Annotated in this window: 19 protein-coding genes and 1 pseudogene; 10 read left to right on the top strand and 10 right to left on the bottom strand. The window is 58.3% G+C overall.

All coding sequences use genetic code 11. The features are described 5' to 3' along the window. Positions 1-6: 6 nt before the first annotated feature. From VI25_RS05010 to VI25_RS05000, 4 genes are all read right to left on the bottom strand, one after another. On the bottom strand, positions 7-1,443 hold the full coding sequence (locus VI25_RS05010) for a glycosyltransferase 87 family protein (RefSeq protein WP_152981494.1): 1,437 nt from the start codon (positions 1,441-1,443) through the stop codon (positions 7-9). A gap of 41 nt (positions 1,444-1,484) precedes the next feature. After that, a complete protein-coding gene (locus VI25_RS05005; protein WP_316934264.1) occupies positions 1,485-2,528 on the bottom strand; it encodes a glycosyltransferase in 1,044 nt (347 codons plus the stop codon). A 20-nt stretch (positions 2,529-2,548) separates the two neighbouring features. After that, positions 2,549-2,950: a hypothetical protein gene (locus VI25_RS28295; RefSeq protein ID WP_316934259.1), complete on the bottom strand. Its 402-nt coding sequence runs from the start codon at positions 2,948-2,950 to the stop codon at positions 2,549-2,551. A 63-nt stretch (positions 2,951-3,013) separates the two neighbouring features. Then, a complete protein-coding gene (locus VI25_RS05000) occupies positions 3,014-3,721 on the bottom strand; it encodes a glycosyltransferase family 2 protein (protein WP_045688557.1) in 708 nt (235 codons plus the stop codon). A gap of 174 nt (positions 3,722-3,895) precedes the next feature. Here VI25_RS05000 and VI25_RS04995 point away from each other — a divergent pair, with 174 nt between their 5' ends. The 3 genes from VI25_RS04995 to VI25_RS04985 all read left to right on the top strand — a co-directional run bounded on the left by VI25_RS04995 (position 3,896) and on the right by VI25_RS04985 (position 6,233). Further along, positions 3,896-4,351: a peroxiredoxin gene (locus VI25_RS04995; RefSeq protein ID WP_045688558.1), complete on the top strand. Its 456-nt coding sequence runs from the start codon at positions 3,896-3,898 to the stop codon at positions 4,349-4,351. A 198-nt stretch (positions 4,352-4,549) separates the two neighbouring features. Continuing rightward, the gene (locus VI25_RS04990; protein WP_055562324.1) at positions 4,550-5,110 is read left to right on the top strand and encodes a hypothetical protein; all 561 of its coding nucleotides are present in this window, start codon (positions 4,550-4,552) and stop codon (positions 5,108-5,110) included. Positions 5,111-5,234: 124 nt separating this feature from the next. Then, positions 5,235-6,233, top strand: coding sequence for an alpha/beta fold hydrolase (locus VI25_RS04985; protein WP_045688560.1), 999 nt, complete (start codon positions 5,235-5,237; stop codon positions 6,231-6,233). Between the two features lie 89 nt (positions 6,234-6,322). Here VI25_RS04985 and VI25_RS04980 read toward each other — a convergent pair whose 3' ends face one another. From VI25_RS04980 to VI25_RS04970, 3 genes are all read right to left on the bottom strand, one after another. Then, entirely contained in the window at positions 6,323-7,735 is a 1,413-nt protein-coding gene (locus tag VI25_RS04980; RefSeq protein WP_045688561.1) for a 4Fe-4S binding protein, read from the bottom strand. A 72-nt stretch (positions 7,736-7,807) separates the two neighbouring features. Further along, a complete protein-coding gene (locus VI25_RS04975; protein WP_045688562.1) occupies positions 7,808-8,038 on the bottom strand; it encodes a hypothetical protein in 231 nt (76 codons plus the stop codon). Between the two features lie 105 nt (positions 8,039-8,143). Next, positions 8,144-9,517, bottom strand: a complete 1,374-nt coding sequence (locus tag VI25_RS04970; protein ID WP_052695207.1) for an NAD(P)/FAD-dependent oxidoreductase — start codon at positions 9,515-9,517, stop codon at positions 8,144-8,146. Between the two features lie 200 nt (positions 9,518-9,717). Here VI25_RS04970 and VI25_RS25025 point away from each other — a divergent pair, with 200 nt between their 5' ends. The 3 genes from VI25_RS25025 to VI25_RS04960 all read left to right on the top strand — a co-directional run bounded on the left by VI25_RS25025 (position 9,718) and on the right by VI25_RS04960 (position 11,013). Beyond that, positions 9,718-9,879 (top strand): hypothetical protein, encoded by a 162-nt coding sequence (locus tag VI25_RS25025; RefSeq protein WP_161806876.1) that lies wholly within the window; start codon positions 9,718-9,720, stop codon positions 9,877-9,879. Next, complete coding sequence (locus VI25_RS04965) at positions 9,867-10,067, top strand: hypothetical protein (protein WP_045688563.1); 201 nt, start codon at positions 9,867-9,869, stop codon at positions 10,065-10,067. Before VI25_RS25025 ends, VI25_RS04965 begins: the two co-directional genes overlap by 13 nt. Positions 10,068-10,323: 256 nt before the next feature. Beyond that, a complete protein-coding gene (locus tag VI25_RS04960) occupies positions 10,324-11,013 on the top strand; it encodes a carboxypeptidase-like regulatory domain-containing protein (RefSeq protein WP_045688564.1) in 690 nt (229 codons plus the stop codon). A gap of 95 nt (positions 11,014-11,108) precedes the next feature. Here the strand turns inward: VI25_RS04960 and VI25_RS04955 are convergent. Beyond that, positions 11,109-12,529, bottom strand: a pseudogene (locus VI25_RS04955) (APC family permease). Positions 12,530-12,934: 405 nt separating this feature from the next. On the opposite strand from VI25_RS04955, the gene VI25_RS04950 reads away from it, so the two are divergent. Next, positions 12,935-15,670 (top strand): PQQ-binding-like beta-propeller repeat protein, encoded by a 2,736-nt coding sequence (locus tag VI25_RS04950; RefSeq protein WP_055562323.1) that lies wholly within the window; start codon positions 12,935-12,937, stop codon positions 15,668-15,670. A gap of 155 nt (positions 15,671-15,825) precedes the next feature. Here VI25_RS04950 and corA read toward each other — a convergent pair whose 3' ends face one another. Further along, positions 15,826-17,025, bottom strand: a complete 1,200-nt coding sequence (corA, locus tag VI25_RS04945; protein ID WP_052694918.1) for a magnesium/cobalt transporter CorA — start codon at positions 17,023-17,025, stop codon at positions 15,826-15,828. Between the two features lie 275 nt (positions 17,026-17,300). Here corA and VI25_RS04940 point away from each other — a divergent pair, with 275 nt between their 5' ends. The 3 genes from VI25_RS04940 (at position 17,301) to VI25_RS04930 (ending at position 20,614) form a co-directional block, all read left to right on the top strand. Further along, positions 17,301-18,299 carry a GNAT family N-acetyltransferase gene (locus VI25_RS04940; RefSeq protein ID WP_052694917.1) on the top strand — a complete coding sequence of 333 codons (999 nt, stop codon included), beginning with the start codon at positions 17,301-17,303 and terminating at the stop codon, positions 18,297-18,299. Positions 18,300-18,361: 62 nt separating this feature from the next. After that, positions 18,362-19,660 carry a hypothetical protein gene (locus VI25_RS04935; protein ID WP_055562322.1) on the top strand — a complete coding sequence of 433 codons (1,299 nt, stop codon included), beginning with the start codon at positions 18,362-18,364 and terminating at the stop codon, positions 19,658-19,660. Between the two features lie 3 nt (positions 19,661-19,663). After that, positions 19,664-20,614: a glycosyltransferase family 2 protein gene (locus VI25_RS04930; RefSeq protein ID WP_045687100.1), complete on the top strand. Its 951-nt coding sequence runs from the start codon at positions 19,664-19,666 to the stop codon at positions 20,612-20,614. 30 nt (positions 20,615-20,644) lie between these two features. Here VI25_RS04930 and VI25_RS25020 read toward each other — a convergent pair. Then, positions 20,645-21,931, bottom strand: a 1,287-nt coding sequence (locus VI25_RS25020; RefSeq protein WP_045687099.1) for a hypothetical protein, incomplete at its 5' end; no start/stop codon positions are given.

The raw sequence follows: 21,931 nt of genomic DNA, 5'->3' as shown, positions 1-21,931 counted from the left end.
CCGCTGCTACACTGCCCGTACAGTAGGAGTTAGGGAGCCTCGCCGCAGTTCCCAAAGTAGCATGGCACCCACTCCGGCATACTCCAAAGCTACGAGCCAGAGATTTTCGGTATAGGCCGCTGTTTGGTAGGTAGCGTACGATAGCACCGCCAGGCCCGACCATACCAGCGGGTAGCGAAATCGGGTGAAAATACTCAGCGCCACTAATGGGGTGAGATACCACGGGTGCACAGTGGTGGCCAGTAGGAAGTAGAGCGTGAGCAGGCCCAGCGCGCTTGTAAATAGTGTGCGCCAGGAAGGAACCCGTTCTAAACCGGCCAATGCTAAACTACCTATTGCCGTAGTAAGAGCCAGCGCAGGCCCAATACGGGCAATCTGATTCCAACCAGTTAGCCACTCTCCAATGGGCCGCAGCAGATAGTACACGCTGGCATTGAACTCGAAGTTGCGGAAATACAGGTTGAGGCTACGGCCAATGTTGGATAGCAGTTGGGCGGATAGGAATGGCACAAACAGCAGAAGCAACACTCCGCCTGCCACGCTGCCAAATACTATAAATTGCTTCCAACCAAGGCGCCGTACCAATAGAGGTACCACCAGTAGGGGCAAGAGCTTGGCGGCGGCGGCCAAGCCCAGTGCGCCACCCGCCAGCCCCACGCGGTTCCTGCCCAGCAGCCAAAACATCAAGAGCAGGAAAGTAATGACTACGGCTTCAAAGTGCAGATTGCCAGTAAGCTCTACCACTACCAAGGGGTTGAGTAAATACAGGAGGGCCAGGCGGGTAGGCAATCGTAAGGTGCGCAGTAAGGCCAAAAGGAGAACCGCCGTAGCTATTTCGGCGGCTAGTACCACCAGCCGTAGTACCACCACAAACCCCAGGGCACTGCTGGGAAAAAGCCAGGCCGCCACCCCAAAAACAGCCTGGCACACTGGCGGATACACGGAATAGTAATGCGGTGAGTTGAGCTTGCTGTACAGTTCTCCCAATTCCTCCCGTACGCTTAGCACTGGGCGTAGGTCCGTTGGGGAGAGTTCAGACTGTTGGGCCGCGGTGTCGGAAGGGGAAATTGGGAGAGAAAGCGGGCGAAGAAGCTCGTCGGGCCGGTACTGGAACGGGTTTAGGCCGTGGGCTACCAATAGGCCGTCCCAACGGAAACGGTAGTAATCATCGGAGAAGGCGGGCAGGGCTGGTAGCCACAGTAGGCGCACACCTAGCGCTACTGCTAGACCTACCCGCAGGGAAAGCCGAGCCCGCCACAACCCAGCATACGCTCCAAACGCTAGTATCATTAACCCAAGAAGCTGCCCAAAGTGGTGGCGTGGGGTGTAGTAAGCAAGGCCCCCGTAGGCTGCCACAGCAAGGAGCACGAGCAGCCAGCAAAGCATGCTTGAGTGGGGCCGCGGCTGATTAGCAGGAGTGGTGTAGTGTGGCGTGGGGCCCATGGGGTGCTCGGCTAAGCGAATACAATAGCTAGGCAAGCAGCTTAGCGACGATGACGAACCGAGTAGTAAAAAACGATACCAAAGCCCCCAGTAAGCATCAAATGAAACGGGAACAGGCCAAAGTCTTGGTAGTAGAGCCCGGCCACCAGTCCAGACAGGAAATACAGCGTAAGCCCACCCTCCAGCAAGGTAAGGCCGCTGAGACGGCTGGTGTGGTAGCGCCGTCCCTGCCACGGACCCTGCCGCCGCACTAGTCCCAGCTTGGGCGTGCGGACGAAGGCCGAGGGCTGCCGGCGCAGGCCCAGCCACACGGCCTGGGCATTGTGCAACGACAACCCCATCATGACCGATAAAAACAGGATAAACCGCATCAGGAACCAACCAGTAGGCTTCCGGTCGTGGGCGGCGAGCTGCCAGGAGGTGTAGTAATAGTACGTGAGAGGCACAAAGCCCAGTAGAAACACCGAGGCCAGTTGGAACACGGGGCGTAGCGCTGGCAAATCGGCCCGCACGAATACGAGGGGTACACTTAGCACCGCCATCAGCAAAATGGCCCCGAACACGGAGCTGTTGAGCAAGTGAAAAGTGGCGTGCACTTTGGTACTAAGAGGCTGCCCCGAGCGCCACATTTGCCCTAGGTGCTTGCGGGCCGTTTCGGCGGCTCCCTTGGTCCAGCGGAACTGCTGCGACTTGATAGCGTCCATGGCGGCGGGCAGCTCGGCGGGGGCCACCACGCGGGGGAGGTAGCGAAAGCGCCAGCCGCGCAGCTGGGCCCGGTAGCTCAGGTCCAGATCCTCGGTCAGCGTGTCGGCGTGCCACCCTCCGGCATCTTCAATGCAGGTACGTCGCCACACGCCGCCGGTACCGTTGAAGTTGATAAAGTGGCCACCGGCGGTGCGCCCTACTTGCTCCACGTAGAAGTGAGCGTTCAGGCCAAAGGCTTGTAGCTCTGTCAGTAGAGAATATTCTTCATTGAGATGCCCCCACCGGGTTTGTACCACACCCGTATGGGCGTCCTGAAAATACGGAATAGTGCGACGCAGGAAGTCCGGCTCGGGCACAAAGTCGGCGTCGAAAATAGCAATGAACTCACCATCGGTCTGCTCTAGGCCGTGGCGTAGCGCACCCGCCTTAAATCCTTCCCGGGTAGGCGCCGCACATGGTCGATGCGCAGGCCCTGGGCTCGGTAGTGTGCCACGCGCGCGGCTGCCAGGGCTACCGTTTCGTCGGTAGAATCGTCGAGGACTTGCAGGTGCAGGCGGTCGGTAGGATAGCGGAGGGCGGCGCAGGCGTCGATGATGCGTTCGACCACGTACAACTCATTATAGATGGGGAGCTGCACCGTCACGCGGGGCCACGCGGCCGGCGCGGGCGGTGCCGGCGCCGCAGGCTGCTGATACGCCTGCCGCGCCAAGCGGGTGAGGTGAAATTGCGTGAGGCTGAAGCTGAGGATGAACAGCAGACATAGCCCGTAAAGCGCCACGAGCAGAAGTTCAACTATCAGCATCAGGGTAAGAAAAGCACATGAAGAACAGGTAAACAGTGAAGCAGACAGCGCGGCAACTCAAACTTACAAATACCGGAAAATGGTCCAGAGAATCTTGTAGCCTGCGCCCAGCGTGCCCTTCACGGTGCCCGAAACCTTGGAAATGCCAATGCGTCGGCGGTAGCGTACGGGCACTTCTACGCTGCGCAGCTTCAGTCGAGCGGCTTTCAGCTGCATTTCTACCGTCCAGCCGTAGGTAGTATCCTGCATATTAATGCGCTGTAAGGCCTCGCGGCGGATGGCCCGGAAAGGCCCCAAGTCGGTGAACTGGGCACCGTAAAGACGACGCAGTAGGTTAGTAGCCAGCCAGTTGCCAAAAATCTGCTGGGGTAGCATGGAGCCGGCTTCCCGCTGCCCAAGGGCCCGCGAGCCAATCACCATGTCGGCCTCGCCGCGCAGAATGGGCGCCACCAATGCCGTCATTTCCTCGGGGTAGTCAGAGTAGTCACCATCCAGAAACACAATAATATCGGGTTGCTCGGGGGCAGGGCGCCCAAAGCAGCGCGCCATACCAGCCAAACAGGCGTAGCCATACCCAGGGCGGTTCTCCCGAAGCACGGTGGCACCAACTGCCTCAGCCACTTCACCGGTGCGGTCGGTTGAGTTGTTGTCCACCACCATCACCTCCCGCACCAAGCCAGCCGGAATTTCAGCCAGCACGTTGGCAATGGACTTCTCCTCGTTGTAGGCCGGAATGATAACATCAATAAGCGGGGGCTGGGTAGCAGGCATGGGTAGCGGCAGGGAGGCGAAGTGGGAGGGGAGCGGCGGGTACTCCGGAGGTGTATGGAGCAACAAAGATGCACGGTCGGCGGTGATGGGCCGGCATCGCCTCGCTCAAAGCTGAACATTCCGGGCCCGATGGCGTTTTCTGCCCTACATTCCTGCCTTAACCAGCTTCTTCCCATGCTCCAAATCGGCGACCAAGCCCCCGACTTTACCCTCACCACCACTACCGGCGCTACCTTCCGGCTCAGCGAGCAACGCGGGCGCAGCCTAGTGCTCTATTTCTACCCCAAAGATGACACGCCAGGCTGCACGGCCGAGGCCTGCTCGTTCCGCGACCAGTACCAGGATTTTCAGGACCTGGGAGCCGAGGTAGTAGGCATCAGCTCCGACAGCGAAGCCTCTCACCAGAAGTTTACTCAGAAGCACCGGCTGCCCTTTCCCTTGTTAGCCGATACGGGCGGCAGCGTGCGTAAGCTGTACGAGGTACCCCGTGCTCTACTTGGGCTGTTGCCCGGGCGCGTAACCTTTGTGATTGACCCAGAGGGGCGTATCCAATACATCTTCAACTCTATGAGCCGCGCTACCGACCACGTGGCCCAAGCCAAGGAGGTACTGCAAGGCCTGCGGGCGTAATACTGACTTTGGTGCCGGCTACCTGCCGCAAGGTGTTTGCGCCGCTTCCGTAAGTAGTAGTATAGCGGTGGCAGCCAGCGTAGCAGCAGAAACAGCCCCCACAAAATCCGCCTAGCTCGTCTATTTCGAAGAATCTCTGAGTAGTTTTGATGCCCGGCCGTTTGTAGCGGCCGGGCATTTTTACATCATCAGTACTATATGGGAGCTTTATTATTGGATATGCTACAGCGCGCCCAACGCAACCGGCGCGTAGTAGCCCTGCAAACCAGCGGCGGCATGTTTTTGGGCTATGTGCTGAGCCACAACCCCGATTTGGTGGTACTGCGCACCATCACGCGGCAGGGGTTGCTGACGGGAGTACGCACCATCAGCCTGCACACCGTTTCGCAAGGACACTTCGACGACCGATACGTTCGCCTGATTGAGTTTAAGGAGCATAACCCGGAGGTTGTGTACGGCCTGCCCGCCGCCCCCGACGGCTTGGAAAACCAGTACCTCAGTATCGCGGCCTTGTTGCAGCGGGCCCAGGAAGTGCGGCAGTTAATCTTCCTGGATATGTTGACCGACAACGACCTCTACGGCTACGTGGAACGCCTCACGGAAGACGAATTGCTGCTGGCCATCTACACCCAGTACGGGGAGCCGGACGGGCACACGGTGGTTGACCTTGAAAACGTGCGCAGTGTAATTTGGAGCGACGAGGACACCCGCACCATTGAACTGCTGATTCGCCAGCGTACCCCCGAAACGCCTGACTAAGCCAGCAGTATAGCCTGCGTGCCCATGCCCCGCAACCTGGGTGCTACATTGGCTGGTACGCGCACGGTTGCAGCCTTTCTGCGGGCATTTGCGTACGAAACGGCTCACTTACTCTAGCTTCTAGATGCTGCGCTGTTTGTTTTTGCTCCTAATTTCGGTGGCCTGTACGTGGTCAGCCGCTGCTCAGGCGGTGGTTCCTAATTCTCTTAATGCCACCCTTGATGGGTATGAGTATCCGTACCCTGTAGCGTATCTGCCCCTCACCTTGGAAGGGCAAAAGCTGCGCATGGCGTACATGAACGTAGCGCCCACGGCCCGCGCCAATGGACGTACGGTAGTGTTGCTGCACGGCAAGAACTTCTTCGGGGCCTACTGGCGCGAAACCATCAAGGCGTTGGCGGCGGCAGGCTTCCGGGTGATAGTGCCCGACCAAATTGGATTTGGCAAGTCTGACAAGCCCGATATTCATTACTCCTTCCACCAGTTGGCCCGCAACACCAAGCACATCCTCGATACTCTTGGGGTACAGAAAGCCGTGGTGGTGGGGCATAGCATGGGCGGGATGCTGGCAACGCGCTTTGCCCTAATGTACCCGGCCGCCACGGAGAAGCTAGTACTGGAAAACCCCATTGGGCTGGAAGACTACCGCGTGGGAGTGCCATTCCAAACCGTGGACCAGGCCGAGGCTACCGAGCGGAAGAGCACGGAAGAAAGCATACGCAAGTACCACGCTACCTACTACCCCCACGGCTACCCCAAAGCGCACGACCAGTGGCTTCTGCCGCTGGCGGCCCAAACCCGCCACCCCGATTTTCCGCAGGTAGCCCGTTCCAATGCCCTCACCTTCGACATGATCTACCAGCAACCCGTGAGCTACGAGTTCAGTCGCGTGCAAGTGCCTACGCTGCTTATCATAGGTCAGGAGGACCGCACCGTGGTAGGGAAAGGTCTTGTTAAGGACCCCAACGTGCTGGCTACTATGGGCCAATACCCGGAGCTTGGGCGGCGTACGGCAACTCAGATAAAAGGAGCCAAACTCGTACCCATAGCAGGAGTAGGTCACATTCCTCACCTAGAAGCTACCCCCAAATTTCTAGCAGCCTTGATGGCATTTATCAAGTAGCTTCCTAAAAACACAAACAGAGCGGGGCCGCTTAGCATCAGCTAGGCGGCCCCGCTCTGTTTCGTGGCTATTATACCAAAGCAGCCAGATTAAGACAAGATGCGCAGGCTATCGGCGTGAATGAGGGGGCTGGCCTGGTAGCGGCCTTCACGCGGGCCGTTTTCCAAGTTGAGTACGCCGCGAGGACAGGCAGTAGAACACATTCCGCAGCCTACGCAAGAAGCCCGAATGATGGGCTCGCCACACTGAGCGTACTGCTTTACATCGATGCCCATTTCGCACACGTTGGAGCAGTTGCCGCAGGAAATGCACTGGGCGCCATTGGTGCTAATGCGGAAGCGGGAAAAGTGTTTCTGGAGCAAGCCCAGGTAAGCCGCCATGGGGCACCCAAAACGGCACCACACCCGGTTGCCCAGCAAGGGGTAAAAGCCGACGCCAATCACCCCGGAGAATATGGAGCCAATAAAGAACCCGTAGATTTTTCCGAGGCCATCAACAGGGCTAAGGTTGGTGACAAGGGAAAACTGGGAAGGGCGCGCCGTGGTAAACCACGCTGGGAGCACGCCCGCTGCCCCCAGCCACAGCAGGGCCGTAACCAGTACAATTAGAACTAGAATAGGATAGATGAGGCGAACCTCCCAGCGCCAGGCGCCGCGGCTTTTGTCGGAAAGGTGGCGGTAAGGGTCGCCGGCCGTTTCGGCGAGGCCCCCGCAACCACACACCCAGGAGCAGTACCAGCGTTTTCCGAAGAAGTAAGTGAGGATCGGGGTTCCCACAAATGACATCACCACGCCCCAGAAGATAAGAAACACACCCAAGCCGGGGCCGCCATCCTGGAGTAAGTAGCTCACGGTGCCCGGAAACAGGTAGTCGTATTTCAGGGGCCAGAAGTAGCTAAAGTAGTATTCTGGTTTTTGCAGGGCCAGTAGCAGCCCCGGTAGCAGCCAGGCAAACCCCAACTGAAAGAACATCACTGATACGGTGCGAATACGCTGGTAGGGCGAGTGGCGGTATTTCCACAGGGCCCGGCCTCCCATTACCAGTACGGCTAGGGTGTAGAACGTGCCGTAGAGAAACCACTGGTCGGCGGGGCGGTTGCGCAAGACCTGGCTGAGCGGGTCGAGGGCGTGCACCAAGTTGTTGAGTACGCCAAAGTTACCGTGTTCATCGGGGCTGCTAAACCAGTAGAGAATCACATAAAAGCCGGTGAGCACCAGAGCCGTCAGCCAAGCCACTGCGCCCCGGCCCGTACTACTCCGCTGCCACAAGTTGTCTTGCTGCACTCCGGCGGGCCGACGGCCAAAGGTGCGCGCTGCCCACACCAGCGTGCCTGCGCTAACGAGCCCCAGCGCTACGTAAAAGAACAGCTGCGCCCGCCAGGGGTCGGCATCGAAGGTAGCGGGCAGTAGGGCCAGCAACCCTAGCCCAATAACGGTGAGGGTGAGCTTTTCGGCAGGAGAAACCGGGGTAGTGGGGGCCGCCGATAGGGTAGGAGAAGACATAGGTGGGAAAGCAAAGGAACCGCAAGCAGCCAGTATATACCGGCTTGCTTAAGTTGTGAGAGGAGGCCTCTGTTAGTGATGATGGTGGTGGTGATGGTCGTCGGGCTTACCAAACAGGTTAAGCAGAGAACCCAGAATATACAGCACAAGCCAGCAGAGGTAGAGGTAATTGTAGCCGTTGGGTTGGGGCTGGCCCAGCAGCCGAATAACCAACTGGGCGCCTGCGCTCATTACTACCCCCACTAGCGCAATGTACTGGAAGCTATTGAGGGCATTGAGGCGGTAGAGTTTGGAAAGATCCATAGTAGGTAGGTAAGCGAAAGAGCAAGAAAGAAGGCGAGGCAGCAAGTAGCAGCCGAAACATGGAGTTGGACTGCCCCAGCCCGCGCTTATTGGAGCCGCGGGAGATTACATAAACGAGAACAAGCCTTTACGGCGCCGCAAGGCAACAGGGTACTGCGGAAATTGCCGATTAAACTCCTGTACGATGGCCGGCTCGTGCTGGCGGAAAAACTCCGGGTCAAAGTTAGCGGCCCCCAGCGCAGCCAACACCTCGGTTACAGGCGTAGCGGCACGTAGCCACTGGTCCCAGGTGTCGTGACGCTGGCGCAGGCCCAGGGCATTCATTCCCGTTACTGCCAGTGTGCTATCGGCGCGGAAGTTGATGCGGAGCAAGGCCGTGCCCGCCGGATGCTGCCAGCAAAAGGAGTGCTCCTGGGCGGGTAAGGCGCGGGCGGGCACTCTGCCGTAGGTTTGGTACTCAAGCTGAAAGAACTTGGCCGAGTTAAACCACGGTCCCCGCTGGTAAGGTTTCGGCTCTCCGCACACGGTATGCGCAATGGTTTCGCCCTGGTTGCGGCCCGTGTACCATAACTGCTCAATAGCTACCTCATTGGCCACTGGCTCCCGGTGCTGGGCACAGTCGCCGGCGGCATAAATGTGGGGCTGACTAGTTTGCAGGTAGCGGTCAACTAAAATGCCCCGGTCGGTTTCTAAGCCGGAAGCTTGCGCTAGTACAAGGTTGGGCGTTACGCCCGTAGCCAAGCCTACCCACTGACAGGGAATTTCCTGTTCATCGGAGGCGACTACGGCCCGCACGCGGCCCTGGGTATCACCCAGAATCTCGGTAAGCTCTGTGCTGTACTGCACGCGAATGTGGTGAGCATCAAGCTGGCCCTGCACCAAAGCTGCTTCCTGCGGAGGCAGCACCGAGCCCCAGTAGTGCTCATCACGCACCAGCATGGTAACGCTAACACCACGGGAGTGAAGCATTTCAGCCAGCTCGATACCGATGAGGCCTCCACCCACTACTACGGCTTGTTGCACTCCATGCGTGTTGCGGTGCATACGCTCCAAATCGGGCAAGCTGTAAAGGCCTTGCACGCCTTCCAGGTCTTGCCCGGGCCAGGCAGCAAATCGGCTTACCGAACCAGCGGCCACCACCAGCTTATCGTAGGAGAGAACTGCGCCGGTACTAAGTTCTACCTGCCGCTGGGCCGGCGCAATGCGCATAGCCGTGGCGTGCACCAGTTCAAGGGCATTCTCGGCCCAAAACCAGTCGGCATACGGTTTTAGGTCCTGAGCGCGCAGGTGCCCCAGGTACGCATACATCAGGGCTGGTCGCGAAATATGGTAGGGACTTTCGTCTGATACCAAGGTAATGTGGGCATCTGGGCGCAGGCGGCGAGCTGTAATGGCGCAGCTGACGCCAGTGATGCCATTGCCGATGATAACAAGTTGCATAAGCGAGTGAGAACCGCCGCCGGGCCGGCCGCCCTGCAAAGGTGAAGGAAAAAAGGTTGCGACCGGCCTTCGAAGCCACGAGGAAGCGGCCCGGCGTTTCATACGTACACTACCCAAGCTTGGATGAGCTAGCGTGGCGCTTCCGGGGACTGAGAAAGTAGCTTTTTTACGCTCGACACTCAACTTCCCGCCCAGTAGCGCGTAAATCAAACCATACCCACTACTAAATCCCCGCCCATATGGCTAGCAATAACGAAGGCTTTTCCCAGGACGAGCAACAGCGTGAAGAGAAAGAGTTTAAGGAACTGGTAAGCAATGGCAAGTCGGAAGACGACGCTCCGCTCATCGTAGTCAGGGCCCAGGCGGAACCACCCAGCGTTCTGGCCAAATGGACCAGCTAGAAAATCTCCACATTGGTGGCGCCGAAGGCGTACCCCAGGGCGGCAACGACCATAACGACACCCAACAGGGCAGCGGCCCTGGCTTTGGCGTAGAAGGTAGCGTAGAGCTGGACCACCAGTTGCGTACCCGCGACCAAGAGTTTGGTGAGTCTACTACCAAAGGACCTGCCAAGCCCGTGGAAGACTAACCAATCTGGTTACTTCCTAATACTTTGTGAAAGCCTCGCTCCGGTAGGAGCGAGGCTTTTTTGCGCTTATCAGCATAGACAGGTGCCTAATTGCTAATATGATAAATAGAAGCGAGTTAGGATTTTGCTTGGAACCTCAACTATCTTTAGCAATTACTATCACATCCATAACGAAGTCAGAGAAATACTACGCTTTTATTATTCTCTTCAGACACTTACCTGCAAGTTCCCCTCTTTGTCATCCTTTTTACCCAGTATGAATGCTAATAAAACTACTCCAGTAGAGTCAAAGGAAGCCAACGGCAACCTATTGCCAGAAGAGGAAGACTTATCCTCGGGCAACAGCCGCCTAGCAATGATAGTAGGCGCGTTGTTAGCCCTGGTAATTGCGGGCTACATTATGTTGCCTGCCCAAGCTAGTCGGCAGATTGTGAATGCCATGCCCGGTATTGAGCTAGGCGACGCTACCGTAACGGCCAGCCGCCTCCCTGCCGAAAGCGCCTCCGCGGCCGAAACGCCAACGGATGAAGCAGAGGATGCCGATGAGCCGGAGGAAACGCCCAGGCTGGCTGTCCACCCAGCAACGGCAGCAACTCCTGCTGCACCCGTTACCGCATCGGTTGCTACCTCAGAAATTGAAATAGAGCCCGTGCCAGCCGCGGCCCCAGCCGCGGAGGCTACCCCCGAGAATGTGACGTACTCGGGTCGTATTCTGGATGAAGATGGCCGCCCCCTGGCTGGTGCCACCGTGATGGTGAAAGGCTCGCGTAAGGCAACGGGCACCGATGCCAACGGTAACTACACCCTAGAAGCCCCAGCCGGTGATAATACCCTGGTATATGGCTACGGCGGGTATCAAGACCACGAGGTGCGGCCGCATGGCACCCAGCCGCTAACCGTAACGCTGCTGCCGAGCGAGAATATGGGTCGGCGCCGTCGGAAGTAAACGCTACGTATAGCGCCGTCGCCACCAACAGAAAGCCCCACTGGAGTATTCCAGCGGGGCTTTCTGTTGCTACCAATATTACTAGTTGAACCTAGCTAGAGGGTATCTTCCTGTGGGGGCTCAACCCGGGCGAAGCGCTTGCCAAACAGGAAGAACACTGGGATACCAAGGGCTACCAGCAGCAAACCGCGTTGGGCTTGTGGTCCTTTTTCTGGGTCGAACAGCAGAATTGCGCAGAAAGCCAGGGCCAGCACCACGTAGAGCAAGGGCAACACGGGGTAGCCCCAGGCACGGTAGGGGCGCCGAGCCTCCGGGCGGGTGCGGCGCAGCACGAAAATGCCGATGATCGTAATGACGTAAAACAGAATTACTGAGAACATCACGTAGTCGAGCAACTGACCGTAAGACCCCGTGAGGCAGAGCAGGCAGGCCCAGCCACATTGGGCCCAGAGCGCTACCCCAGGTACGCCAGCTTTGTTGAGCTTCGCCATACCCGGGAAGAACAGGCCATCGGCAGCCATGGCGTAGTAAGCGCGGCGCCCGAAAGCAGAATGCTGTTGTCGGCGCTGAACGTGCTAATCATAATCAGCAGCGCCATGAAGTAGGCGCCTACTTTACCCAAAATACTCTCGACCACGGCAGTAGCTACCCGGTCGTTGGCGGCGTACATAATACCCCGGCCTGCCACATCGGTAGCGGTAGGGTCGCCGTGAAGTGGAAGCACCAGCAGGTACACCACGTTGATCAGAATATAAAGGGCGGTTACAATACCTGTTCCCAGGGCCATGCTCATGACAATGGTGCGCTCCGGCTTCACAATTTCGTCGCCCGAGAAGCCAATGTTATTCCAGGCATCGGAGCTGAAGAGGGAGCCCGTCATACCCAGGCCGATGGCCGTAATCAGGGCCGACGTGGTTAGGGGCGAAGCGTTGCCCTGGGCATCGTAGCTCACGGCCCGCCACATATCGTGGAAGTTGAGGCTGACGGCCTGCTCATTGATACCTAGGGCCAGGCCCAGCAGAATCAACAAGCCTAGGGCTACCAGCTTGGTGCTACCGAAAATGTTGGCAATGAGCTTGCCCGAGCGCACCCCCCGCGAGTTGATGTAGGTGAGGCCCACCAGCAGCAGAATGGCTAGTAGCTGTACGGTGGTGAACTTGAAGGTACCCAGCCCCGGAATGTTGCGCACCTCCAGCAATACGTTGGTTTCCGATAAACTCGGGAAGAGCACGCCCGTGAAGCGGGCAAAGGCCACGGCCACGGCTGCAATTACGCCGGTCTGAATAACTAAGAACAGCGTCCAGCCATAGAGAAAGGCTACTAGGCGGTTGTAGGCCTCGCGCAGGTACACGTATTGCCCGCCTACTTTTGGGAACATGGAGGATAGCTCACCGTAGCTAATGGCCCCGGCCAAGGTAATAAAGCCCGTGACCAGCCACACGACGAGCAGCCACCCGGCCGAGCCTACCCGGCGCGCAATGTCGGCCGACACAATAAAGATACCGGAGCCAATCATACTGCCCGTCACAATCATGACGGCGTCGAACAGCGTGATGGCCCGTTGAAAATGGCCTTGTTTTTCGGACATAAAGGGAAGTAGAGGAGTTACAGGGCCGGAAGATAGAAAAGAAAAGCACCCAGGCAGGCCTGTAGTCAAGCGAATACGCTGGCAAAACACAGCACCGAGCCTGCATGCTACTCTCTCCCGCCTACTAAAGCCGCCTGAAAGGACGCTGGTGAGGCGCTAGCTGAGGAACCCTTGGCTTGCCCGCGTTGGGCAACGGGCTGGTACCACCATCAGGGAGTGACGCGAGAAATGTAGCCAAGTAGGTGCCGGTTGCGTTATAGGAGGGGTGGGCCCCAGACTGTGCGCATTCCCTACAGCCGCTTACCTTTGTTGCCCGCCCTTTTGCAGTTCTGCATGTCGCAACGCGTACTCGTATTTTTCACGGCTCTACTGGTTTTTACAGCGCTAGGATCCTACGTGTACTACCGCCGCACCGTAGCGCGAGTGCCCGTAGATCCCTGGGCCCTGGTGCCCGACGATGCTGTGCTGGTAGCCGTCACGCGCGACCACCCTACCCTGGTACGGCACCTAAAGGAAACCCAGCTCTGGGATAACCTCACGGCGGTACGATACTTCCAGCAGGTAGAAGACAACTTGGCTTTGGCAGATAGCTTGGCGGGCGGCCGGAACGTGGTACTTCGGTTTTTAGGTCGCAAACAAGTGCTTACCTCCCTGCACGTAACCGGGCCCGGCCGCTTCGACGTGTTGTTTCAGGTACCCATCAGCAGTGTGCGACAGTACCGGCAAATACGCGGCTTGCTGGAAGCTTTCGAGCGTGACCCCCGCTACTTGGTAACCACCCGCGACTACCACGACCAGCAGCTTACGCGGGTGCGGGTGCGCCAGACGGGGGAGGGCCTGACGGTGATGAACTACCGCAACCATTTGCTGCTGAGCGCCAGCCCCAAGCTGGTAGAAGATGTAGCCCGCCGCCTAGAGCATCCTGAGCAGCCGACAGTAATTGCGCAGTTCCAAAGCACTGATTTCTTTCGCCTTAAGGACGTAGATGCCACCGTACTGCTGAACCAGCAGCGACTACCTCAGTTCCTGGGGGTCTTCTTCCGGGCTGAGCTGGGTGCCGATCTTACGGAAGCCGCTGGCTTGGCTAGTAAGGAGATGGTGCAGATGAAGCTGGCCGGCAACAAAATCGTGCTGAATGGCTTTGCCAACCCCGAGCCAGCCCGGGGTAGCCTGCATCAGCGCCTGCGCGGGCAACCAAGCCAGCGCTTACACATGGCTGAGGTATTGCCCTTGCGCACAGCCCTGTTGGTGCACTTAGGCCTAGGGCAGGCCACTGCCTTGCGCGCAAACCGTCCTGCAGTGGCCCCTACCGACTCAATAGGGGCCCTTACGGGAGGCCTCATCGACAGCATCGCCGTGCAACTGCGCCAGGAAGTGGCCTTATGTTATCTAGCTACTCCCACCGCGCGGGTGCGGCCCGGCAAGCTAGCCGTAGCATGGTGCGCCGACCCTACGCGCGTAGGAATACTGCTGGGGAAGCTGCGCCGTGCCACCGGCGCCAGCCCGTCCTTCGAGAAAGTGGGGCCCTACCAGCTACACCAGACCGGCACGCCCGAACTGCCTCAGCGCCTGCTCGGGTCGTTGTTTGGGGGCTTCCCGCAGCCGGTGGTAGCCCAAGTGGGCAACTACGTGGTGTTCGGGGCCGATGTGAATGCTCTTCGGCAGTACCTTTTGGATGTAGCCGCTGGGGAGGTATGGAGCCGGTCGCCTACGCAGGTAGCCTTCCTGCAAGATACCCAGCCCTTGGCCCGGCTCAGCGTACTTCTGGATACTCGCAATGCCTGGAACCTCCTACTGCGGGGCTTGCAGGAAGAGCGCCGTGCGGGTTTGCTGCGTAACGAAACCCTATTTAAACGCTTTCCGCAGGTTGCCCTGCAATGGGTGCCCGCTACCAACGAGAGTGAAGCAGGCGCGCAGTATTTCACTCATTTGGTGCTGCGCCATCCGGCCGTGGGCCCTGCCATTGCTAGCCCCCAAACTCCCAATAGCACAGGTGGGGTGCTTGCTTTCAAAACTCCACTGCTAGGAGCTCCCACCTTAGTACCTGTGAGTGGCACGCGCCTCCCGGGCGTATTAGTGCAGGATACCGCCTTCGTACTGCACTACGTGACACCCGACAATGCTGTGGCCTGGTCTGATACATTACCGGGGCCAGTGGTTGGCGCGCCCTACCGGCTGCCCGGCGGCACTGGCTACCTAGTGGCCACCAACAATCAGGTGTTTGGCTACACCGGGCAAGGCCAGCGCCGTCCTAACTTCCCACTCAACCTGCCGGATACGGTGCTGGCAACCTCTTTCACGGTGTCGCCGGTGGAGGGCCGGCAGGCGACGCGCTTGCTAATAGCCGGGGGCAGCGGCAACTTGTTTCTTTACGATACTCAGGGCCGCAGCTACCCCGGCTGGCAGCCCCGGCAGCTAGAGTTTCGGCTAGCCGCACCGCCGCATTACCTCAGCGTGGGCGGGCGCGATGTAATTGTGGTGCTGCTGGAAAATGGCTACGTGTATGCGTATGACCAAGCCGGCGGCGTATACCCGGGCTTCCCCATCAGCATGGGCGCGCGCCTACAAGGCGGGGGCCTCGCAGAAACGGGCCCCACGCTACGCCGGAGTCGGGTTACGGTAGTAACCCAGCATGGCGAGCGGGTGACCTTCAACTTGAGTGGCGACGTAGTAGCCCGCAACCGGGTAGGAACGTGGAGCCGGACCAGCACTTTCCGCCTCGTTCCCGACCAGCAAAACCGCTCATACGTAGTAGCCCGGGAAGATGGTGGGCGCCTCACTCTGTTTAGCCCAGCGGGCAAACAGTTGCTAGCCCAAACCTTCGTGACGTCGGCCCCCAAGCCGGTGCAGTTTTTCGATTTTGGGCCGGGGCGGCAGGTGTACGTACTCACTGAAACAGGCCCCGGCAAATCCTACCTCTACGATGCCAGTTTCCGCCTGGTAGGAGGGCAGCCCTTTGATAACACGGCGCCTTCTGTTGGCCTCGGGTACGATGCCTCGGCCGCTACGTACTACTTATTCCGAGTGGTAGGGCCCGATTTGCGCCGTACTGATCTTAAGCTGAACTGATTACTTCTAGCGTAAGCAAGGTGTAAGCCAAAGACAGCAAGGGCGTCCTACCGTTTTATCATCTGTTTTTCCACTACATCCCCATAAAAGACCGCCATTCCGGAGAATGACAAAGCCTTTTGTGGGGGTACGACGATGGGTAGAGTGCTTGGGCCTTACCGATTAGTAAGCCAGCCTTTACGGTAGAAGTACACGAGCTGGAAAACAACAATAAGGAATAAGATGAGCAGCAATACCGGGTAACCCCACGGACTGTATAGCTCCGGCATGTTAAGGTAGTTGATGCGCCCATCGGGCCCCTCACGCTGGAAGTTCATGCCGTACAAGCCTACCACAAAGCTCAGGGGAATGAAAATGCTACTAATAATGGTCAGCACTTTCATTACTTCATTCATGCGGTTGCTTTGGTTCGACATGTACAGGTCCACGAGGCTGCTCACCGTTTCGCGGTAGGTTTCGGCTAGGTCGAGGGCTTGAATTGCGTGGTCGTAGCAGTCCTTGAAGTAGGCCTTAATGTCCTCTGGTACTACTTCTTCTGGCATGCGCAGAATTTCGGAAATCTTCTCCCGCTCAGGGTACACTAGGCGTCGAAAGCGGATGATGTCCTTCTTAATGTGCAGGATGCGGTTAAGAAGTCGTCGGTCGGAGCGGCCGGTGAGGATGCGGTCTTCCAGCGTCTCAATATAGTCGCCGATGGCCGCCATAGTCGGGTAGTAGTGGTCCAGCACTACGTCGGTGAGGGCGTAGGCTAAGTACAGCGGGGTACGCCGCCGGATGGTGCTGCGGGTGGAAAGCAGGCGCATGCGCACGGCATTCAGGCAGTCCTCGTAGTCATCCTGAAAAGAGAGGACGTAGTTCGGGCCAGTGAAGATGGACAACTGATCGTCGTCAATGTCCAGCATGTTCGTGAACTCCGTCATGCGGGATACCAAAAACAAGCCGTGGTCGGTTTCTTCCACCTTCGCGCGCTGGTAGTCGTTGAGCACGTCCTCCATCATCAGCGGATGAATCTTAAAGTCATCCTGAATGCGCTGCATCAAGCCCAGGTCGCCGTACCCCCGCACATCAATCCAGTGCTTGTGGTCGGGGTGCTCCTGCACAAAAGCAAACAGGGCACCATAGTCGTGATACTCCCGATCCGCAATGATTTGGTCGTTGTAAGAAATCAGAAATAGGCGCGGTTTCAGCGCATTCTCGCGCACAATGAGCGTGCCCGGCCGGGAGCCCACGGCCTGTTCGTGCGCTTGGCGGGTAGCGGCGCGGTCAGCCAGGTTCGGATGTGTCTGCGTCAATTCGTCTTCGGCCAGGTACGGAAGCGCAGGGGGAGAAGTCGGCTCAGAAGTAGGGGAGTGCATGCAAGGGCGAGCAGAGGTAATACGTATAATGTACGAGTGTTGGCTTCCAAAACGTTGTGGAGCTATGCCGGCGAGTTGTTAGCTACCCCTCCACATCGGTGCTTGCCAGAAGAGTTGCAAACGTAAGCAGTCAGTGGCGTAACGAGCGTACCAGTGCAATATATAGCATCTCGTTGTGGGGGTGAGAAGCGCGCTAGTTTATGCTAAAGCGTAAGCCGAATGGCGCTTTTCCTCGTACTTTCGTCCTCTGCCCGTTGCACCTACTCCATTTTCCATTGGATACTGCCGCTTCTACTCCCGCCTTGCTGCCCTTGCCCTTAGAAGAGGGTCATTACGCGGTGCGGTGCTGCGTGGGTAGCCCAGTAGAACCCGTGTTGCCGACAGCCTTTAGCTCTTTTCTCTACCTCACGCCCGCCCACCTAGCCCTACAGCCAGCTCCCGGCGAGCGGCTCACGTTTTACCTGGAGGACCAACGCCTAGGGCGCACTGTAGCCCAGCTACACGTGTTTTTGGATGCTGCCGGGCACCAGGCACGTAGTCCTTGGCAAGCACCCTTTGGTAGCGCACAACTAGCGCCGGGTTTGTCTGCTACCGTGGTAGATGGTTTCATTGCACTAGTAGACGAGCAGATGAGCCGGCGTGGGGTGCAGCAGGTGCAAGTACGCAACTACCCCTGTTGCTACGATGAGGCGGGCAGCGCCCTGCTTACGCAGGCTTTCACGCAGCGGGGCTACCATATTGCAACCGCCGAACTTAATAACCACCTGCCCCTGCACCAGGATTTTCGGGCCCACTTGCACCCTTCGGAGCGGCGGCGCCTACGGAAGTGCGAGCAGCACGGCTTCCGTTTTGAGCAGGAAACGCCGCTGCTGCTGCCCTTGGCCTACGAGTTCCTGGCTCGTTGCCGCCGGGAGAAAGGCCAGACCTTGTCGTTGTCGCTAGAGCGCCTGCAGGAGCTGTTTCGATTATTTCCACAGCACTACTTTCTTTTCTCGGTGCGGGATGCCGACGGCGAGTGGGCCGCTCTGACGGTAGCCCTCCAAGTAAATGATGGAGTGCTATATAACTTTTACCCCGCTAGTCCGCTGGCATATAATAGCTTCAGCCCGGTAGTACTGCTCAACGCCGGTCTGCACGCCTTTGGCCAAGCTAGCGGCATGCGCCTGCTCGATTTGGGCACCTCTATGCTGCCGGAGGGCCCCAACTACTCCTTGCTGCAGTTTAAGCGCCACTTGGGTGGTGTGCTGAGCCTGAAGCTGACGTTTGAGAAGTAGTAAACTAGCACTGGGTGCTACCCATTCATTCCCAACAGCTTTTCCCGGCTACAGTTCTCCTAATGCTGCCTGCTAACCCCGATACGCCTGCCACCCAGCCCGAAACCCGTGCTGCCGTGCTCGGGCGTTTCCTGCGCGGGTCGGTGGGCTCGGGAGTGGCCGTGCTGGCCCGCGCCGGTGGCGCGCTGGTACTCAACAAACTGCTGGCCGTGTACGGCGGGCCAGGAGGGCTTACGTTGCTGGCCCACTTCCAAAATCTGATGTCTCTGTTTACCACCCTGCCCAATGATGGAGTGCACGTGGGCCTGGTGAAGTACTTGGCCCCGTTGCGGCCCGGATCGAGTCGTTACCGGGGGTGGCTCGGGGCCGGGGTGGTACTAAATGGGGCTGCTCTTGTGCTGGGCATGCTAGTTTTATTGGTTGCGCCGGCTCCGTTAGTGGGCGTGTTCCAGGTAGGCATTGGCTGGATGGCGCTGTTTGGGTTGGGGCTAGGGCTATTAACGGGGCATGCCTTCCTAATTTCGATGCTACTGGCGGCCGGGCAGCTTCAGGCCTACGTGGGGCTTACCGTACTGCTCAGCCTGCTAGGGCCAACCGCAGTAGGGGCCGTACTCCTGCTCGACGGTTCGGTGCCGACAGCGCTGCTGGCCTACCTATTGGCTCAAGGCCTGACGCTGGCACCCACCGTGGTGGTAGCGCGCCGGGTAGGGCTGCTGCCTCAGCTGCGTGGGCGTATTAGCCGCCAAGCTGTGCGTACGCTGGGGCGCTTTCTACTGATGGCCTTGAGCGTGCTGCTGTTTGGGAAAAGTGTGGATTTCAGTTTGCGCGAAATACTGATCCGACAGGTTGGACTCGGGCAAACCGACCTTTGGCAGGCCGTAGCCAAACTCTCCGACAACTATACCATGGTGTTTTCGGCCGTGATGAGCAGCGTGTACTATCCGCGCCTGGCTGCCCTGAGTGCCGACCCCGTGCGACAGCGTCTGCTGGTGCGCACAGTGCTACTAGGATTGGCCGGCTTGCTGGCACTCGGGTTTGGGCTGCTGTGGTTGCTACGCGGCTGGCTGTTGCCCTTGCTCTTCGACCAGCATTTTGCCACGGCTGGCTTCCTTCTGGCCCCCCAACTGATTGGCGACTGGGCTAAGTTTCTTACCTGGATGCTACTGTTTCTACTGATGGTGCAGGCCCGGGTAGGACATTACGTAGCTGTGCAGGCCGGCTCGGCGGTACTTTATGCAGCGTTGTTGGCTGGGTTGCTGCCGCGTTACGGACTGCTGGGAGCTTCATTGGCGCATGCTGCCCGCTTTGGGCTGCTGCTACTAGGGAGTGTAGTCTATTTTCGGACCTATCTACGCCGCTAATCCATGGCTAATGCTTCCGCTAGTTCCTGCTCTTCTCCGGCCGCTGGCCTGCCTTTAGTAAGTATTGTAGCCACCTGCCACAACCATGCACCCTTTCTACGCCACGCCCTCAACTCCATCTTGGCTCAAACCTATCCGCAGGTAGAAGTCATTCTTATCGACAACGGTAGTACCGATGGTAGCCCCAATATCTTACAAGAGTATGCGGCGCAGCAGCCTCACTGGCAGCTTCATCTACTACCCGAGAATATTGGCTTATGTCGTGCCTTCAACTTAGGCTACCGGCAGTCTGCGGGCGAGTATTTGGTGGATTTCGCCACTGATGATGTGCTGCTACCCTCACGCCTGACCCAGCAGGTGGCACTATTTCAACAGTTGCCTGCGCACTATGGAGTACTGTACTCCGATGCCGAACTAATTGACGAGCAGGGAAGCCACTTGCGCTTTCACATTCGGCGCGAAGGGAACAGGTTGCACCCACAGCCAGCATCGGGAGAGGTGTTTGCTGAAGTGTTGCGGCGCTATTTTATCAGCACGCCTACCATGCTCATGCGCCGCGCTACCCTCGATGCCTTGGGCGGCTACGATGAAACGCTGTACTACGAGGACTTTGATTTCTGGGTGCGGGCCGCGCGCGACTGGCATTTCCAGTTTCTCGACGCCGTAACCACGCAGAAGCGTAAGCACCCGCAGGCCATGTCGCGCACCGCCTATCGTCCCGGCGACCCGCACCTGGACTCTACCTTAGCTACCTGCCGTAAAGCCTTGGCATTGTGTCGAACTGCTGCTGAGTGCGAGGCCCTGGCCGTGCGCCTGCGCTGGGAGATGCGCCAGTGCGTACGCCACGGTAACCATCAGCACGCCGTACAGTTGGCGGATCTGTTATCTCAAACCCGCCATCTTTCTGCTCTTGATCAGCTACTGGCACGTTGGAGCCGTTGGCGGTGCAGTTGAAAAGACTATCAGTTCTTCGCTACTGACCTTTTACTTTACTCGGTATAGTTCCACGGCCCCGTCGTGGGCAACGAGTTGGCGCTGCGGAAACGGAGCCAGTACCTGCTCGGCGGAGTAAGAGATGATGCTTGGAACTAAATCATCGTTGCGTAGAGTGGCACGATTAAGCAAAAGCCACGCAGGGCGGGCAGGAGTTGCCTTCACTGTATCGTGGGAGTTGTAGGGGAGGAACTGCAGGCCGTGGGGTACAGCAAAGCCGTAAGAAAAATCGAAGTTGCGCACTAAGAAACCATCGACGAATACTATACCGCCCGCCGCACCGCGCAGTTCCCGCTGTAGGAGCCGGTGCTGAGCTGTATACTCTGAGCGGCTGGGCTTGGTCATGAAGTATGCAGGGCGTAAGGCTAAGCTCAGTCCTAGCACCAGCAACATGCTACGAGCGAAGACTTGGGAGCCGGGCTGACACCAGTTGCCCTGACGCTCAGTTCTTGGGGTAAGCCCGGCCGCTAAGGCTAGAAACAGCCCCGGCACCGCATACGCAATAGATAGACTGTTGTGAAGCCACGCTGCTGCCGCCAGGAACCCCACTGCTAGCCACTGGCCGCCGCGGCCCGTGCGCCAATACTGCTCCAACCCGAAGCCTGCCGCCAAGCACAAAGGCGGCAGCAATGGCGTTAGCATACGAGGTAGCAAGGAATTGGGGTTGTAATAGGTGAGGGAAGTGCTGCCCAGCCAGTAGAATGCCAGAGAGCTACCCGCCAGGGCTAACCAGAAGCGCATTTCTGGGTCCGTGGGGCGCCGCCACTGTACTACGGCCCGCCCAGCTAGCAACATCACCGTGCCTAGGCCTGTGCTTACTAGCAATGCCAGTGGCTGCCAGGTAATGCGAGCCAGCAAATCGGTGCGGCCCAGAGCGTAGCTGTGGTACTTGCGGGCTTCGTTGGTGTGCTCTACTACGTGAAAGGGATACAGGGCATCATCGGCAACCCAGGAATAATATCCTAGGTAGGCAACCAGTACTACGGCCCCCGTTGCCACGGCTGCCCCCCAAAAACGGCCGTGGTGGCGACACCTTACGTCACGGGCTAAAACCACCAGGTAAAAAGGCAAGTAGTACACAATGGTTTCCTTGCTGAGCAGGCCTGCAAAGTTTGCTAAAGCAAAGCCCCCGCCCCAGGCCGCGGCCTTGGCTGGTTTGCTCCGCCGCCCCAGTAAGAGGGCAGTGGCGCTAGCCATTGCAAAAAACAGCTGCACATTATCGGGATAGAGGTAGTTGGTGAGGTTGAGGGTGAAGTAGTGCAGCCCGAGTAGCAGCAT

It is taken from the genome of Hymenobacter sp. AT01-02 (assembly GCF_000961955.2).
In the GTDB taxonomy this organism is placed as follows: domain Bacteria; phylum Bacteroidota; class Bacteroidia; order Cytophagales; family Hymenobacteraceae; genus Hymenobacter; species Hymenobacter mucosus.
This window is presented reverse-complemented; position numbering and strand designations above follow the sequence as displayed.